Origin of the sequence: Epibacterium ulvae (genome assembly GCF_018678075.1) — a bacterium.
Lineage (GTDB): Bacteria > Pseudomonadota > Alphaproteobacteria > Rhodobacterales > Rhodobacteraceae > Epibacterium > Epibacterium ulvae_A.
The window spans coordinates 1-16,566 of sequence record NZ_JAHHIR010000022.1; the positions used below are offsets into that span (position 1 = coordinate 1).

The 16,566-nt window shown below is 56.2% G+C and carries 12 protein-coding genes and 2 pseudogenes; 7 read left to right on the plus strand and 7 right to left on the minus strand.

The window, feature by feature from the left end:
* A pseudogene (locus KMP13_RS04735) lies at positions 1-295 on the plus strand (integrase core domain-containing protein); the annotation flags it as partial.
* Here the strand turns inward: KMP13_RS04735 and KMP13_RS04740 are convergent.
* The 5 genes and pseudogenes from KMP13_RS04740 to KMP13_RS04760 all read right to left on the minus strand — a co-directional run bounded on the left by KMP13_RS04740 (position 255) and on the right by KMP13_RS04760 (position 5,559).
* Positions 255-1,531: pseudogene (locus KMP13_RS04740) on the minus strand (NAD(P)/FAD-dependent oxidoreductase). The pseudogenes KMP13_RS04735 and KMP13_RS04740 sit on opposite strands and share 41 nt — an antisense overlap.
* The gene (locus KMP13_RS04745; RefSeq protein ID WP_215264412.1) at positions 1,531-2,346 is read right to left on the minus strand and encodes an ABC transporter permease; all 816 of its coding nucleotides are present in this window, start codon (positions 2,344-2,346) and stop codon (positions 1,531-1,533) included. Before KMP13_RS04745 ends, KMP13_RS04740 begins: the two are co-directional and overlap by 1 nt.
* On the minus strand, positions 2,343-3,224 hold the full coding sequence (locus KMP13_RS04750) for an ABC transporter permease subunit (protein WP_215264413.1): 882 nt from the start codon (positions 3,222-3,224) through the stop codon (positions 2,343-2,345). The genes KMP13_RS04745 and KMP13_RS04750 overlap by 4 nt, the downstream gene beginning before the upstream one ends.
* Positions 3,224-4,351, minus strand: a complete 1,128-nt coding sequence (locus tag KMP13_RS04755) for an ABC transporter ATP-binding protein (RefSeq protein ID WP_215264414.1) — start codon at positions 4,349-4,351, stop codon at positions 3,224-3,226. The genes KMP13_RS04750 and KMP13_RS04755 overlap by 1 nt, the downstream gene beginning before the upstream one ends.
* Before the next feature lie 122 nt (positions 4,352-4,473).
* The gene (locus tag KMP13_RS04760) at positions 4,474-5,559 is read right to left on the minus strand and encodes a polyamine ABC transporter substrate-binding protein (RefSeq protein ID WP_215264415.1); all 1,086 of its coding nucleotides are present in this window, start codon (positions 5,557-5,559) and stop codon (positions 4,474-4,476) included.
* Positions 5,560-5,722: 163 nt separating this feature from the next.
* On the opposite strand from KMP13_RS04760, the gene KMP13_RS04765 reads away from it, so the two are divergent.
* From KMP13_RS04765 to KMP13_RS04790, 6 genes are all read left to right on the plus strand, one after another.
* Positions 5,723-6,403 carry a GntR family transcriptional regulator gene (locus KMP13_RS04765; RefSeq protein ID WP_215264670.1) on the plus strand — a complete coding sequence of 227 codons (681 nt, stop codon included), beginning with the start codon at positions 5,723-5,725 and terminating at the stop codon, positions 6,401-6,403.
* 43 nt (positions 6,404-6,446) lie between these two features.
* Complete coding sequence (locus KMP13_RS04770; RefSeq protein WP_215264416.1) at positions 6,447-7,841, plus strand: aspartate aminotransferase family protein; 1,395 nt, start codon at positions 6,447-6,449, stop codon at positions 7,839-7,841.
* A gap of 324 nt (positions 7,842-8,165) precedes the next feature.
* The gene (locus KMP13_RS04775) at positions 8,166-9,266 is read left to right on the plus strand and encodes an ABC transporter ATP-binding protein (protein ID WP_215264417.1); all 1,101 of its coding nucleotides are present in this window, start codon (positions 8,166-8,168) and stop codon (positions 9,264-9,266) included.
* 84 nt (positions 9,267-9,350) lie between these two features.
* Positions 9,351-10,424, plus strand: coding sequence for an ABC transporter substrate-binding protein (locus KMP13_RS04780; RefSeq protein ID WP_215264418.1), 1,074 nt, complete (start codon positions 9,351-9,353; stop codon positions 10,422-10,424).
* A 93-nt stretch (positions 10,425-10,517) separates the two neighbouring features.
* Positions 10,518-11,834, plus strand: a complete 1,317-nt coding sequence (locus KMP13_RS04785; RefSeq protein ID WP_215264419.1) for an ABC transporter permease — start codon at positions 10,518-10,520, stop codon at positions 11,832-11,834.
* Positions 11,835-11,839: 5 nt separating this feature from the next.
* Positions 11,840-12,760 (plus strand): ABC transporter permease, encoded by a 921-nt coding sequence (locus tag KMP13_RS04790; RefSeq protein WP_215264420.1) that lies wholly within the window; start codon positions 11,840-11,842, stop codon positions 12,758-12,760.
* 51 nt (positions 12,761-12,811) lie between these two features.
* Here KMP13_RS04790 and KMP13_RS04795 read toward each other — a convergent pair whose 3' ends face one another.
* Positions 12,812-14,125, minus strand: coding sequence for a lytic murein transglycosylase (locus tag KMP13_RS04795; protein WP_215264421.1), 1,314 nt, complete (start codon positions 14,123-14,125; stop codon positions 12,812-12,814).
* Between the two features lie 141 nt (positions 14,126-14,266).
* Positions 14,267-16,546, minus strand: coding sequence for a ribonuclease R (rnr, locus tag KMP13_RS04800; RefSeq protein WP_215264422.1), 2,280 nt, complete (start codon positions 16,544-16,546; stop codon positions 14,267-14,269).
* Positions 16,547-16,566 lie beyond the last annotated feature (20 nt).

The window sequence follows — 16,566 nt, forward strand, 5'->3', positions numbered from 1 at the left end:
TACAAGAACAATGGGCAGGCGGGATTGAGCATCGACTGACCAAGCCGAACCATCCCTGGACCAACGGCCAGGTCGAGCGGATGAACCGCACGATCAAGGAGGCGACAGTGAAGCGAGACCACTACGACAGCCACGAACACATCTCGGCGACTTCATGGCTGCCGACACCCTTGCCCGCAGACACAAAACGCGCAGCAGCCTCACGCCCTGCGAAAACATCTGCAAAATCTGGACTTCCGAGCCAGATCAATTCATCATCGACCCGATCCACCAGATGCCGGGACTGAACAAGTAGTTGCGTTTTGCACGATGGGTGAAGAGGGCAGGTCCGGTGTTTTCCCTTGCACCAGGTCGGCTAACAAGCGGCCCGCGTAGGTCCCCATGGCCACGCCATTCCAGTGGTAATTCAGCCCTGAAAAGAGTCCAGGGAAATCGGGCACCGCGCCGATAAAGTGCACCAAACCGGCCCTCATACCGACCAAACTGGACCATGTGTTGATGATCTCAACGGTCTTCCAAGCAGGAAAAAGGCGATGAAAGTGGTGAACCAATTGACGCCGGATGTGCTGTTCGGTGGTTGGTGAAGACATCAGGCCACCGCGCATTCCAAACAGGAACCGACGGTCCGGCATCAGACGAAAATAGTGCAGCAGGTGGCGGGTGTCCTAAGCCATTTGGTTGCTGGTCCAACCCTGCGCCTGAAGCTCGCCGTTGGTCAGTGGGCGCGTGACCAGAACGGTCGACTGACTAGGCAGGTCCCGCCCACGCAACCAATCGGGGATATCTTCGCTGGAATAACCGTTGGTCGCAATGACCACGCGTTTTGCGCGCAGCGAACTGGTGTTGGTGCGCAGTTCAAAGCCATTCGGCGTCTGTTTGATCCTGGCAACCGGGCTTTTTTGAAACAGTCGAGCTTTGGCGGTTTGAGCGCGGCGGCCAGACCGAACAGGAACTTTCGCGGGTTTAGTCCAAAGCCAACGGGCGTTGTCAGGGCTCCGAAAAATGGCCCCGCCAAACCCAAAGCGGCCAATTCGTTTTGCTCGAACAGCGACACACCATCATCTGCGGCGTGCGCCTGCTTGCGCAGCTCTGCCATGGCGCGCGGGGAATGGGCCAGGAGGGTCTCTCCCTTTGAATGTATGTCTGCCTGAATGCTGTGTCGGTCAATCAGATCGCGGGCAAGGGCGACTGCCTGCACTTCACTGTCTGCGTCACATTGTGCGGCCGATCCGCCGTGACGCCGGACCATCGTGGCATGGCCCAGCTTTGCGCCACCCAGACAGCAGAACCCGCCATTGCGCCCTGACGCCCCCCAGCCGGGTGTTTCGGCCTCAAAAAGGGCCACATCAACACCGGCCTCAGCCAAGTGGAGGGCCGCAGACACACCGGTAAATCCACCGCCAATAATCGCAACCTCTGCGGTGTGGGATCCCTCAAAAACGGGCCACGCCGGTGCCGAGATGGTTTCATCCCACCAGCAGTTGTCGCGCGGCCCATTCCCGTAAGCGTAGTCCGGATAGATCCGGCGCATCAGCTTCTTTCGGCCTCTTGTTCCTCGCGTCGTTGGCGGACCACCTGTCGTTTGCTGATGAGCGATGTTGTAATGACGCCCGTTGCCACAATGGCGATCATAATGGTCGACAGGGCATTGATCTCTGGGCTGACGCCCAATCGCACGGCGGAAAAGATCTTGATCGGCAATGTGGTTGCTGCAGGGCCCGAGGTGAAGGATGCAATCACCAGGTCATCCAACGACAAGGTGAAGGCGAGCAGCCAGCCCGAAATCACGGCTGGCGCGATAATGGGAAGGGTCACCAGGCGGAACGCCTCGGACGGGGTGCAGCCTAGATCCAGCGCGGCTTCTTCGATCGAGCGGTCAAACGTCACCAACCGTGAGGATACGACAACCGAGACGTAGCACATGGAGAAAGTCGTATGCGCCAGGATGATCGTGAGAACACCGCGGTCCAGCCCAATGCCGATGAAGAGAAGCAGCAGCGACAGACCGGTGATGACTTCGGGCATGACCAGCGGTGCGTAGATCATCCCAGAAAACAGCGTCCGGCCAAAGAATCGCCCGCCGCGCACCATGACATAAGCCGCCATTGTGCCCAGAACGGTGGCAAAGGTCGAAGAAACTACAGCCACTTTGATGGTGACCCAGGCCGCATTCAGAAAGGCATCATTGCGCAACAACTCGCCATACCATTTGGTGGAGAACCCGGCCCAAACCGTGACAAGTTTGCTTTCGTTGAAGCTGTAGATCACCAAGATCACGATCGGGATGTAAAGAAACGCAAAGCCAAGCGTCAGGGAGACCGTGTTAAACCAGCTCATCCGGGTCATTGTTCCGCCTCCTGCTGCTTTTGCTGATTGCGTTGGAACAAGACGATGGGCACCACCAGCAACAAAAGCAGGATGACCGCTACGGCTGATGCGACCGGCCAGTCACGGTTGGAGAAGAACTCCTCCCAGAGGACTTTACCAATCATCAACGTATCAGACCCGCCCAGCAGGGATGGGATGACAAATTCGCCGAGGGTGGGGATGAAGACGAGGAAGCTACCCGCGATGATACCGGTTTTCGACAAAGGGATGGTCACCAGCCAAAACGCGGAGATGCGGGAACAGCCCAAATCTTCGGCCGCCTCGATCAGGGAGGTGTCCAAACGTTCCAGCGCGGAGTAGATGGGCAGGATCATAAACGGCAGATACGTGTAGACGATGCCGATATAGACAGCGGTATTGGTGTTCAAAATCACCAGAGGATCAGAGATCACCCCCGTCCACAGGAGGAATTGGTTGAGGATGCCTTCGTTCGACAGGATCCCCATCCAAGCATAGACGCGGATCAGAAAGCTGGTCCAGAACGGCAAAATGACCAACATCATCAACGTCGGACGCCATTCGGACGGCGCGCGCGCCATAGCGTAGGCGATCGGGTAGCCAATCAGCAGCGTGCACAGGGTTGAGAAAACTGCGATGCGCAACGAACTGATGTAGGCTTTCCAGTACAGATCGTCCTGGGTGAGCCAGATGAAGTTCTCCAGATCCAGCTGCGCAAGGAACGCCCGGATGCCTTCGGCCCAGTCAAATTTTGGAACATAGGGTGGAATTGCGATCGCGATGTCGGACAGCGCGATTTTCAGCACCATCGCAAATGGGATCAGAAAAAGCGCAACCAGCCAGATATACGGGATAAATACGAGGAAAAAGCGCTGCATCAGCTTGCCAAAAGCACGCCTGCCGTGGCGGTCCAGGACAGCCAGACAGTGTCTTCCCATGTGAATGCACGACGCGAAATGCGGCGGGTATTTGCGGTCTGCGCTTTGATCACCGCGCCGTTTGTCAGCTCGACGTGGTAGGTCGAGCTGTTGCCCAGATAGGCGATGTCCAAGATCTTGCCCTGGACTGCATTGGTGGCATCATCCGGTTTATCCGCAGTGATCGCGACTTTTTCTGGACGAATGGCGAGATGACAGGTTTCATCAAGCGCGAACGGAATTGCTGATTTGGCCGTCAACGGCGCGGTCTCTTCGCTCCATTGAATGGCAAATGTGTCGTCGCCACTCGGGGTTGCCGTGCCAGGGATGATGTTCACATCGCCAATGAAATCCGCGACATAGACCGAGTTTGGTTCCTCATAGATCTTGTCGGGCGTGGCGATTTGAATGATTTTGCCGTGATCCATTACGGCCACCCGCGACGCAACCGTCATCGCTTCTTCCTGGTCGTGGGTCACAATGACAAAGGTGGTCCCGGTTTTTTCCTGAATATCCATCAGTTCGAACTGGGTTTCTTGGCGCAGCTTTTTATCCAGCGCTCCAAGGGGTTCATCCAACAGCAACAGTTTCGGCGCTTTGGCCAGAGAGCGTGCCAAGGCAACGCGCTGGCGTTGACCGCCCGAAATCTGATGCGGCTTGCGGCGCGCGAATTTTTCCAGATGGGTCAGGCGCAACATTTCGGAAACGCGTTCGTTGATCTGATCCTTGGGCATACGTTCGCGACGCAAGCCAAAGGCAATATTGTCCCAAATGCTCAGGTGCGGAAACAACGCATAGGATTGGAACATCATATTCACTGACCGCAGGTTTGGCGGGACCATGGCAATGTTCTGACCAGCAAGGTCGATCGCCCCTTCGGTGGGCGTTTCAAAACCTGCAAGCATGCGCATCAATGTGGTCTTGCCGCAGCCTGACGGGCCCAGCAATGCAAAGAACTCTCGTTCAAAGATCTCCACGGTCAGATCGTCGATGGCTGTGAAAGTGCCAAACCGTTTGGTGACGTTTTGGAATTTGATCAGTGGGCGCTCTGATGGATCATCCCACGGCGCAAAGACTGTATTGGACACGCTAAACCTCTTGGAAATCGTGGACAGAGTTCGAATGCCATCCACGTGCAAGATGCAGATGATCAGTCACCAGAAGCCAGGGCATGTGGACGCCCTGGCTGATTTTGGATGGTAAAAACGGCTTAGGTGCCGGACTTCACTTTGGTCCACAGACGTGTCGCGATACGCTGAACCTTGGCCGGGTAAGCCTCTTTGATGTAGAGGTTTTTGACGGTTTCTTCGTTCGGGTAGATCGCTGGATCACCGATCACGTCTTCGACCAGGAACTCCTGGCTCGCCTTGTTGCCATTGGCGTAGTAGACGTAGTTCGACGCCGCCGCCATGTTGTGCGCATCCATGATGAAGTTCAGGAATGTATGCGCGGCTTCAGGGTTTGGAGCGTCTACTGGGATCGCCATTTGGTCGAACCACATCAGCGCGCCTTCTTTTGGCGGGTTGTATGCGATTTCTACGCCATTCTCAGCTTCTGCGGCACGGTCACGCGCCTGCAGGATGTCGCCGGACCAACCAAATGCAACGCAGATTTCGCCGTTGGCGAGGGCGTTGATGTATTCCGAGCTGTGGAATTTTTTGATGTAGGGACGGATCGCTGTCAGCACATCTTCGGCTTTGGCAACAACATCAGCATCTGCGCTGTTGGGGTCTTCACCGATGTATTTCAGTGCAGCCGGGATCATTTCGTCAGGCGCGTCCAGGAAATAGACGCCGCATTCCGCCAGTTTTTCCATGTTTGCAGGATCAAACACCAGCGACAGGGAATCGACGGGCGCATCTGCACCAAGCGCTTCGGCGACCTTGCCTGTGTTCACACCCAGACCGGTTGTGCCCCACATGTAGTTGACGGAATATTCGTTGCCGGGATCATACAGCGAGGTCCGCGCTTCGATGGCGTCCCACATGTTTTCCGCGTTGGCCAGTTTGGATTGGTCCAGCTTTTGGAACGCACCGGCTTGAATTTGGCGCGCCAGGAACGAACCGGTTGGGACAACAACGTCATAACCGGATCCACCGGCCAACATCTTTGTCTCCAGAACTTCGTTGCTGTCAAAGACATCATAGATGAGCTTGATGCCGGTCTCTTCTTCGAATTTGGTCAACAGCGACTCGTCAATGTAGTCGGACCAATTGTAAACTCGAACTTCTTCGGCTGTGACTGCAGCGGCACTCAGCGCGGCGACGGTCGTCAGTGTGAATAGTTTAGTGGTCATTTTGACACTCCCAATTGAGACCGGCTTCCTCGTCCGGTGGTGATAATTTGATCAAGTTTCGATATGATCGCAACATGTTTGTGTTTCCAGCGATCATTTCTTGGTGCATTCTGCCAAAAATATAGGAGGACGCGGAACAGTGACCGCCCCAGTTTTGCAAGACATGCAGACAGCAGATACAAGTGAAAAACGCCCCACCCATGAGGTGGTCTATCAACGCTTGCGTGAGAAAGTGCTGTTTGGAGAGCTGGCACCAGGCCAGGCTGTGACAATTCAGGGTTTGGTGGAAACGCTCGGTGTCGGAATGACGCCCGTCCGGGAAGCAATCCGCAGGATGATTTCTGAAGGCGCATTGGTCTTCCAGGGCAACCGAAGGGTTTCTGTCCCTTCTTTGTCGCCTGACGACATAGATCAAATGGTTTTTATAAGGAAATCAATTGAATGTGAGCTGGCGAATCGAGCTGCTAGTAACATTTCGGATGCTGGCGTGAACCGTCTGGCAGAGATCGACGCGGCATTGGACAAGGCACTTTTGGCCGAGGATATCCATAACTACTTGGTTCATAACTATCAATTTCACGCAGAGCTGTACCGCCATGCAAACGCGCCAGTTTTGACCGATATTGCCGAACGGGTTTGGCTTCGGTTCGGACCGTCGATGCGGGTCGTTTGCGGGCAATTGGACGCCGGGAATTTTCCAGACCGTCACAAGGATATTCTGGAGGCCATGCGCCGTCGGGACGGTGAATTGGCTGCCCTGGCGATGGAGCGGGACGTGAAGCAGGGGATGGAACAGATCCGCCATGGGTTGTCGCGGGAAGTTGATTCGATTGACAAAGAATAATTTGATCATATTCTGGCGGTAACTTTGAATTGGGAGTTGCTCCATGTCGACGATTACAAACCACATGCCCACCGAGGAGCTGCAAGCGCTGGACGCTGCGCACCACATGCATCCTTTTACCTGTAATGGCGAATTGGCCCAAAAGGGCGCGCGCGTTATCACCCGCGCCGATGGCGTCACGCTGACCGACAGCGAGGGGAACCAAATCCTGGACGCGATGGCAGGATTGTGGTGCGTCAATATCGGCTACGGCCGTGACGAACTGGCGGATGTCGCCGCGCGTCAGATGCGCGAGCTTCCCTATTACAATACGTTTTTTCAGACGACCCACCGGCCCGCTATCGAGCTGGCGCAGAAAATCGCGGAACTTGCACCGGGCGATTTGAACAACGTGTTCTTTGCCGGGTCGGGGTCAGAGGCCAACGACACAAACCTGCGCATGGTGCGTCACTATTGGGCGCTCAAGGGTAAGCCGTCCAAGTCCATCGTCATCAGCCGCAAAAACGCATACCACGGATCCACTGTTGCGTCGGGTTCCCTGGGCGGGATGACCGGAATGCACGAACAAGGTGGCATGCCGATTCCGGACATCCACCATATCAACCAGCCAAACTGGTGGGCCGAAGGCGGCGACACCTCTCCAGAAGCGTTTGGCCTTGCCAAGGCGCAAGAACTGGAAAAGGCGATCCTGGAACTCGGCGAAGATCGCGTCGCAGCGTTCATCGCCGAGCCAATTCAGGGGGCCGGTGGCGTTATCGTCGCCCCAGAGAGCTATTGGCCAGAGGTTCAACGCATCTGCGACAAATACGAAATTCTTCTGATTGCCGATGAGGTGATTTGTGGCTTTGGTCGCACTGGAGAATGGTTTGGTTCGCAAACCGTGAACATTCGTCCAGACATTATGACCATCGCCAAGGGGCTGAGCTCGGGATACGCGCCGATCGGTGGTTCTATTGTCAGTGACGAGGTTGCGTCGGTGATTGCGACGGGTGAGTTCAATCACGGCTACACCTATTCCGGTCACCCGGTTGCAGCGGCGGTTGCATTGGAAAACCTGCGGATCCTCGAAGAAGAAGACGTCATCGGCCATGTTCAAAACGTGGCCGCCCCATACCTGAAGGAACAGTGGGAAGGTTTGCAGGACCACCCGTTGGTGGGAGAAGCCAAGATTGTTGGGATGATGGGCTCCATCGCCTTGACGCCGAACAAAGAAACGCGCGCGGTGTTTGCAGCTGATACGGGTACTGTTGGGTACATCTGCCGCGAGCGGTGTTTTGCCAATAATCTCGTGATGCGACATGTTGGCGATCGGATGATTATTTCACCGCCATTGGTGATTAAACCTGAAGAAATTGACCTTTTGATTGCGTGCGCACGGACATCTTTGGATGAGTGCTACGCCCAACTGAAGGAAGACGGGTTGTTGCAAAGCGCCTGACGTCGGCCACATTCTGCTCAATATTATACCAAAGCGCACCCTCGGGTGCGCTTTTGCGTCATTCGATTCGTCCTTCGAAACCGTTATGATTAAGGGGTTTTCGACGGAGGTGCGTTAAAACGTGCCGCAAAGTAATCTCGATATGCCGCAAAATGTCCTTTTCCTCACAGGAAAGCTCTTTTACCCTCACGTCAAAACAGACCCGGCGAAATCTGCCGCGCTCTTCTTTGACGGACATGCGCTTGCCCTCTTTCGGCATAAATGTATGGTGAGTGAAAAGAGTGACAGACAGTCGCCGATAAACATAAAAATGGGGAGCCTCCATTGGCCAATTCATCTCGTAACAACGCGTTCGTGGAATTCGAACGCGTCCAAAAGAGCTATGACGGCGAGAACTTGGTCGTTAAAGATCTGAACCTCACTCTCCCTAGGGGTGAATTCTTGACGATGCTTGGCCCATCAGGTTCGGGGAAAACCACCTGCCTTATGATGTTGGCGGGATTTGAGACGGCAACCCACGGCGACATCCGCCTGGATGGGGTGTCGATCAACCATATCCCACCGCACAAACGCGGCATTGGCATGGTGTTCCAGAACTACGCTCTGTTTCCGCATATGACCATCGCCGAAAACCTGAGCTTCCCGTTGGAAGTGCGCGGCATGGGCAAATCCGAGCGGGAACAAAAGGTCAAACGTGCGCTTGATATGGTTGAAATGGGTGCCTTTGGCGGGCGCCGCCCCTCGCAACTGTCTGGTGGCCAACAGCAGCGTATCGCCCTGGCCCGTGCCCTGGTGTTTGAGCCGGAGCTGGTGTTGATGGACGAACCGCTCGGCGCCTTGGACAAACAACTGCGCGAAAAGATGCAGTTTGAGATCACGCGCCTGGCGCACAATCTCGGCATCACAACCGTTTACGTCACCCACGATCAGACCGAAGCGCTGACGATGTCAGACCGGGTTGCCGTGTTCAACGATGGACGCATTCAGCAGTTGGCCCCGCCAAATGAGCTGTATGAAGCCCCCGTCAACAGCTTCGTCGCCCAGTTCATCGGTGAGAACAACACGATGGAAGGCACGATCAAAGAGATCACTGGCAATCAGGCATTGGTTCAGCTGGACGACGGCGAAGTCATCCGTTGCAAGCCAGTGAATGTGTACAAACCCGGCGAACGGGCCCGCGTTTCCATCCGCCCAGAGCGGGTCGAGTACAACAAAGACCGGATGCAAGAGGGCGCGCATACCATCAAAGCCGAAGTGCTTGAGTTCATTTATATGGGCGACATTTTCCGGACCCGTCTGAAAGTGGCCGGAAACGAGGAATTCATCATCAAGACGCGGAACGCACCAGATCAAGTGCGCCTGCAAGCGGGACAGCAAATCGAGATCGGTTGGATGCCCGAAGACTGTCACGCGCTCGACGCCTGATACGCAATTTTCAAAGTCGGCGGAGATCCACGCCCGGGCCGCAGAACACCAACAATAAAACGGGCTTCACTTGGGAGTTACTACATGAAAGTCAAAACTGCACTTCTTGCGACCGCACTGACCACAGCCGCGGGCGCAACCTTCGCTCAGGAAGTTACTGTTATGTCCTGGGGCGGCGCTTACACCAAGAGCCAGGTAGAAGCCTACCACAAGCCATTTACCGAAGAGACCGGCATCAAGATCGTCTCTGTAGACGCGGGCAACCCTGCAACTCCGATCAAAGCGCAGGTAGAAGCAGGCAATGTTTCGATCGACGTTGCGGACGTAGAATTCTCTGACGCCGTGCGTCTGTGCGACGAAGGTCTGCTGGAAGAGATCGACCTCTCGATCCTGCCGTCGGCGCCTGATGGCACTCCGGCCGAAGACGACTTTATCGATGGTGCGCTGCAGGATTGTGCGGTTGCAAACATCGTGTGGTCGACTGTTTTTGCGTACAACACCGAGAACGTGTCGGACGCGCCAACCACCATCAGCGACTTCTTTGACACAACCAAGATCCCTGGCAAGCGCGGCCTGCGTAAATCTGCCAAGGCGACTTTGGAAATGGCTTTGATGGCGGATGGCGTTGCGTCAGAAGAAGTCTATGACGTTTTGGACACCGATGAAGGTGTTGATCGCGCATTCGCGGTTCTGGACAAGATCAAAGACGACATCGTTTGGTGGGAAGCTGGTGCCCAGCCGCCGCAACTGTTGGCCGATGGCGAAGTTGTGATGTCCACTGCTTATAACGGTCGTATCTTCAACGCGGCCATCGCCGAGAGCCAGCCGCTGGAAGTGGTTTGGGATGGTCAAATCCTGGACTTCGACCTCTTTGTTGTACCAAAAGGTGCACCCAACAAAGAAGCAGCAATGGATTTCATCGCCTTCTCGACAGATACTCAGCGTTTGGCCGATCAGGCGTCTTGGATCTCCTACGGGCCAGCCCGTAAATCCTCTGGCGATCTTGTGGGTATCTTCTCTGACGGTTCCACCGAAATGGCGCCTCACATGCCAACCGCAGAAGCCAACCTTGGCAACGCGCTGGTAAACGATTTTGAGTTCTGGGTCGACAAAGACACCGAGCTGAACGAGCGCTTCAACGCTTGGCTGGCTAACTAATCCAGCCTCTCAGCACTGCTGAGATACGCAAGCTTTTGGGACCGGGCCACATTATAAGGCCCGGCCCACTTCCGGGGAGAAGGTGTAACCCAAATGAGTGATGCTACTCTGTCACCAGCTGCAATGGCCGACACGATGCCAGAACAGCTGACAACGGCCGATGGAAAGCCGTTGAAACAAGCGCTTATACGTGCCCAATCACATGCCCGCCGACGCGCATTCCTATTGGTAGCGCCGCTCTTGGCTTTTATTCTTTTGACCTTTGTGATGCCCATTGGGCAGATGCTGCACCGTTCGGTGCACAATGAAGGTTTCACTTGGCATGAAGACGTCGCAAGTGGTGAGCGCACGCGCATTATGGCAAACCTGTCGCAGTGGTTTGACCAAAACGAATTGGGAACCGAACCCGGTGAGGCGGCCTTTGCGGCGCTCGCGGCTGATTTGGTGGTCCTGCGTGAGGTCAAGGCAGCGGGTCAGGCGGGGACGCGGATCAACTATGAACGGTCTGGCTCACGCTCCATGTTCACCAAGGCAGCGCGGCGTGCTCAACGGTTAGAAGCGCCCTTCAAGGAAGCCATTGTTGATCTGGACGAAGACTGGCTGGATCCGGACCTGTGGCGCGTCATGCGTGATGCAAGCTCATCCTATACCGCGAATTTCTACCTTGCTGCATTGGACCGCACCAAAGATGCAGACGGCAATGTCACCCCAGTGAACGAGAACCGGCAGGTGTATGTAAAGCTGTTCCAGCGGACCCTGTTCTTGTCGATCGTCATCACCTTTATGACGTTTATCCTTGCCTATCCAATTGCCCATTTGCTGGCGACCCTACCCTTGGCCAAGTCGAACCTGCTGATGATCCTGGTGTTGTTGCCGTTCTGGACGTCCCTTCTGGTGCGGACCACCAGCTGGATGGTGCTGTTGCAAAGCCAGGGTGTGGTGAATGACGCTTTGGTCAGCACCGGCATCCTTGCCGATGATAACCGGTTGGAAATGATGTACAATCAGGCGGGTACGTTGATCGCCATGACCCATATTCTGTTGCCGTTCATGGTTTTGCCGCTCTACTCGGTGATGCGCCCGATCAACCCGTCATATGTCCGGGCCGCGCGTTCCCTTGGTGCGACCAGCTGGACCGCGTTCCGTCGGGTTTACTTCCCGCAAACGGTGCCCGGTATCGGTGCTGGCGCGCTATTGGTCTTCATCCTGGCGGTTGGGTATTACATCACCCCCGCGCTTGTGGGTGGTGCGGATGGTCAGCTGATCTCAAACCTCATCGCCTTCCACATGCAAAACTCCCTCAACTGGTCTTTGGCCGCGGCTCTGGCTGCGCTGCTGCTGGGTGGCATTCTGCTGCTCTACTGGCTCTATGACCGGCTGGTGGGCATCGACAATCTGAAGCTGGGGTAACTGACATGGCACTTCCAACACATGCGTCGCGCCTCGAACGGATTTGGCACTACACCTATTTGGTGATCTGTACGCTGATCTTCCTGTTCCTGATCGCTCCGATTCTGGTTGTTATTCCGCTCAGCTTCAACGCAGAGCCGTATTTCACCTTTACCGAGAAGATGTTGAAACTGGATCCAACAGGGTTTTCCACTCGCTGGTATGACCTGCTGCTGACCTTCGGCATGACAGATCCCGAAGCGCCACGTGGCTGGAGCTGGTGGACGGATACCTGGACAAATGCGGCCTGGATCAACGCCGCCAAAAACTCGGTCATTATCGGGCTGTTCTCGACCGTTCTGGCCACGGGCCTTGGCACCATTGCGGCGCTGGGTCTGTCCCGTCCCGAGATGCCGGGACGTCGGATCATCATGGCGATCCTGATTTCGCCGATGATCGTTCCGATTATCATCGTCGCCACCGGCCTGTTCTTCTTTTACTCCTCGATCGGCATTCAGAACTGGGGCATTCCTTACCTGGGCGTCATTCTGGCGCATGCCACGCTTGGCATCCCCTTTGTGATCATCACCGTGACGGCCACTTTGGTCGGGTTCGATCACTCCCTGACGCGTGCATCCGCCAGCCTTGGTGCTGATCCGGTGACCACCTTTATGCGGGTACAGATGCCGCTGATCCTGCCGGGTGTTGTCTCCGGCGCGCTCTTTGCCTTTGTCACGTCTTTTGACGAGGTGGTTGTGGTGCTCTTTGTTGGTGGCTTGGACGAGCAAACAATCCCGCGCCAGATGTGGAATGGTATCCGCGAGCAGATCAGCCCGGCCATCCTGTCGGTTGCGACGATCCTGGTTCTGATCTCCATCGCGCTTTTGACCACAGTCGAGCTGTTGCGCCGTCGTTCAGAACGCCTGCGCGGTATGAGCCCGCAGTAAGGTTTGGAAATTCAACATGAAAAAGGCCCCGCATTCGGGGCCTTTTTTGATTTACTGAAGCCGTTTCAACAGGCTCAGCGACGGATACCCGTCCTGGACCAGCCCTTGTGACGCTTGGAATGCACGGACAGCGGCGATCGTATTTGGACCGATTTTGCCATCGACCCCTTGGGTGCTGAAACCTGCCCGCGTGAGCAGGCGCTGCATCTCTTGACGTTCCTTAAAGCTCAACGCGCGATCACCACGGGGCCAATTGGCTTTGATCGGGCCGGCTCCGTTGATGCGGTCCGACAGATGACCAACCCCAATCACATAGGCATCAGCCGCGTTGTACCGTTCGATGACCGAGAAGTTCTTGAAGATCATAAAGGCCGCGCCCTGACCGCCAGCGGGAAGCAGGATAGAGGCGCTGCCGTAATTAGGAACATTACGTCCATCGACGCCTTTGACCCCAAGCTTGGCCCAGTCGGCGGGCGACTTTTTGATTTTCCGGTTGGCCAGCGAGAAGTTGAAATTGCGTGGAAGCTGCACTTCGACACCCCAAGGCTGCCCTTTGACCCAGCCGAATTTGGCCAGATAGGCCGCGGTTGAGGCCAGCGCATCGGTGGGATCTTCCGACCAGATGTCCCGTTTGCCGTCGCCGGTGAAATCCACGGCGTAAGCCAGATAGGACGTTGGGATAAATTGCGTGTGCCCCATCGCGCCGGCCCAGCTACCGGTCATCTTGCGCGGAGCGACATCGCCCGCTTGCAGGATTTTCAGCGCCGCAATGAGCTGTGCTTCAAAAAACCGTCCACGGCGCCCGTCATATGCAAGCGTGGCCAAGGATTGGACAATATCCATACTCCCTTTGTAAGTGCCATAAGCGCTTTCCAGTCCCCAGACAGCTGTCACGACTTCTTTGGGCACGCCGTAATGCGCCTCTATCCGTTCCAACGTGCGGCGATGTTCGCGCAAGGCGGCCTTGCCGTTCTTGATCCGCGAATCTGAGGCCGCACTGTCGAGGTATTCCCAAATCGTTTTGGTAAATTCCGATTGGTTGCGATCTCTGCGGATGACCTCGGTGTCATAGCTTATGCCGCTAAAGGCGCGGTTCAGGGTGCGTTTGCTGATGCCCTGATTTTGCGCCCGTCTCTGAAAACCACCGATCCAGTTCTGAAACCCGGCATTGGCCGCTGCCGGGGTCGCAGTCTGCGTCAGATCAACGGTGGACCGGGCGGTCGGGCGCAGCGCTTCGACAGAGGACAACACAACATTGTCGCTGGAAACGGGACGCGACAGGGGCCTCAAAGAGATTTCCGGAGACGCCATTCCGGATGTGCCCAGTGCGATTAAAATTGCAGTGGTTGATACCAACTTCATCATTTAGCACCTCAAAAACATCTGCTCGTTTTCAGCCTAGCGCGGGTCAGACATGCAAAAAAGACTTCTCATTGGAAAATACCCATCATCGGCCATGAGTCGCGCGTTCGGTTGCATGCGATTTTACGCCCCGGTAACGGCAGATCATTTGCGTTTGCGTATCACCTTGCGTTTGACCTTGTCGTTCTTGATCTTTGCCTTGGCGGCTTTGCGCTTTGGTGCGCGCCCTGCGGGGCTGCGTCGACCGCGCCCGGGCCGTCCACTGCCACCCTTTGGCATTGCCGCACCTTCGAGCGTCAGAAGTTCCAGCTCAAGCCCGCCGGTCACCGGCGCAGCTTGTGCCAAGCGGACCGTAACCGGCAGCCCAACCGAAAGGGTCAGGCCAGTATCGACGCCCATAAGGGTTCCGGCTTCGGCGTCGAAATGAAAGAACTCGCGCCCGATGGTGCGCACCGGGACCAGACCGTCGGCGCCAGTCTCTTCGAGTTTCACAAAGATACCAAAACGTGCAACGCCACTGATACGACCCACAAACTCGTTGCCCACCCGTTCTGACAGATAGGACGCAAGATAACGGTCGGTTGTGTCCCGTTCAGCGACCATTGAGCGGCGCTCGGTATCTGAGATATGTTGCGCAGTGTCGTCGAGCCGTTCGATATCGTCCGGCGTCAAACCGTCATCCCCCCAGCCGTGGCTGGAGATCAGTGAGCGGTGCACGATCAAATCGGCATATCGACGGATAGGTGAGGTGAAATGCGCGTAATTGCGCAGTGCCAGCCCAAAGTGGCCAAAGTTCTCAGCGTTGTAATAGGCCTGCTGCATCGATCTCAGCGTGCTGATATTGATCACTTCGGCATCGTCGGTCCCGGCGGCGGCATTTAGCAACGCGTTCAGGTGCCGGGTCTGCAACACTTGCCCTTTTGCCAGTGCGAAGCCTGCGGATTTGGCGGTTTCCCGCAGCGCTTCCAGCTTTGCTTCGGCCGGTTCCTCGTGCACCCGGAACAGCTGCGGCGAGCGTTTCTTGATCAGGGTTTCCGCAGCCGCGACATTGGCCAAGACCATGAATTCTTCGATCAGTTTATGCGCATCCAACCGGTCCCGGAACGCGACCGAGGCGACCTGACCGTCGTCATCCAGGATGATTTTTCGCTCGGGTAGATCCAGATCAAGCGGTTGACGCGCTTTGCGTGCGTTCACCAAAGCGGCGTAGGCGGCGTAGATCGGCTTGATCACGTCTTCTACAAAAGGCGCGGTCTTTTCATTGGGTTGCCCATCAAAGGCCTCTTGCACTTCGGCGTAATGGAGCGAGGCGGCAGAGCGCATCAGACCCCGCACAAAACGGTGGCCGATCTTATTGCCATCCACATCGATCTGCATGCGCACAGCAATACAGGCGCGCGGCACGCCCTCGTGCAGAGAACAGAGATCACCGGACAAACGATCCGGCAACATCGGCACAACGCGGTCGGGGAAATAGCTGGAGTTGCCGCGCTTGCGAGCTTCGCGGTCCAGGTTTGAGCCGGACTTTACATAGGCTGCCACATCGGCAATCGCGACCCAGACCACATGTCCGCCGGGGTTTTTCGGATCATCATCCGCATGGGCATAACAGGCGTCATCGTGGTCACGCGCGTCGGGCGGGTCGATGGTCACCAGCGGCATATCGCGCAGGTCTTGGCGTCCGTTCAGCCCCATAGGCTTGGCTTGATCCGCTTCGGCAACCACCTTGTCCGGGAAATGATCGGGAATGCCGTGTTGATGGATCGCAATCAGCGACACGGATTTTGGTGCAGATGGATCGCCGAGCCGCTCGACCACACGTGCGCGCGGCAATCCCATCCGGCCTTTGGGACCGGCTTGTTCCGCCTCGACCAACTCGCCGTCCTTGGCACCCATTACCGCGTCAGTCGCGACAACCCATTCTTGGCTGCTGGCCTTGTCGATGGGCACAATGCGACCGCCCTCTGAACTTTCTCGAAAGATGCCCAGAACGCGTTTGGGATTGGTTCCAATTCTGCGGATCAGCCGCGCTTCATAGTGATGGTCTTCGCCTTTGACTTGCGTCAGCCGACCCAGAATGCGGTCGCCCTTGCCAAGGGCCGGGTCTGATGCGCGTGGAATAACCAGAACGCGGGGCTCTTCGCCTTCGCCGTGCCATTCCATCGGCTGGGCAAACAGGTCACCGTCTTCGTTCGGCTCTTTGACAACCAGCACGCTGACAGGTGGCAGACGGTCCGGATCCCGGTAGGTTTTCTTGCGTTTTTCCAGATGCCCTTCCGCTTCCAGCTCTTTGAGCACGCGTTTCAAATCGATCCTGTCGGATCCTTTGATGCCAAAGGCCTTGGCAATATCGCGTTTGGAAGTCTGGGTCGGGTGGGCGGTGATCCAATCGAGGATCTCGGCCTTGCTGGGAATAGAGCTCATACACCCGGCCTATCACGGCC

What these genes read in the sequence shown, in the direction of transcription:
- KMP13_RS04765 (WP_215264670.1), top strand. Translation starts at nt 5,723, where the DNA reads ATGCAGACAGCAGATACAAGTGAAAAACGCCCCACCCATGAGGTGGTC.
- KMP13_RS04760 (WP_215264415.1), bottom strand. Translation starts at nt 5,559, where the DNA reads ATGACCACTAAACTATTCACACTGACGACCGTCGCCGCGCTGAGTGCC.
- KMP13_RS04745 (WP_215264412.1), bottom strand. Translation starts at nt 2,346, where the DNA reads ATGACCCGGATGAGCTGGTTTAACACGGTCTCCCTGACGCTTGGCTTT.
- KMP13_RS04785 (WP_215264419.1), top strand. Translation starts at nt 10,518, where the DNA reads ATGAGTGATGCTACTCTGTCACCAGCTGCAATGGCCGACACGATGCCA.
- KMP13_RS04790 (WP_215264420.1), top strand. Translation starts at nt 11,840, where the DNA reads ATGGCACTTCCAACACATGCGTCGCGCCTCGAACGGATTTGGCACTAC.
- rnr (WP_215264422.1), bottom strand. Translation starts at nt 16,546, where the DNA reads ATGAGCTCTATTCCCAGCAAGGCCGAGATCCTCGATTGGATCACCGCC.
- KMP13_RS04750 (WP_215264413.1), bottom strand. Translation starts at nt 3,224, where the DNA reads ATGCAGCGCTTTTTCCTCGTATTTATCCCGTATATCTGGCTGGTTGCG.
- KMP13_RS04780 (WP_215264418.1), top strand. Translation starts at nt 9,351, where the DNA reads ATGAAAGTCAAAACTGCACTTCTTGCGACCGCACTGACCACAGCCGCG.
- KMP13_RS04795 (WP_215264421.1), bottom strand. Translation starts at nt 14,125, where the DNA reads ATGATGAAGTTGGTATCAACCACTGCAATTTTAATCGCACTGGGCACA.
- KMP13_RS04770 (WP_215264416.1), top strand. Translation starts at nt 6,447, where the DNA reads ATGTCGACGATTACAAACCACATGCCCACCGAGGAGCTGCAAGCGCTG.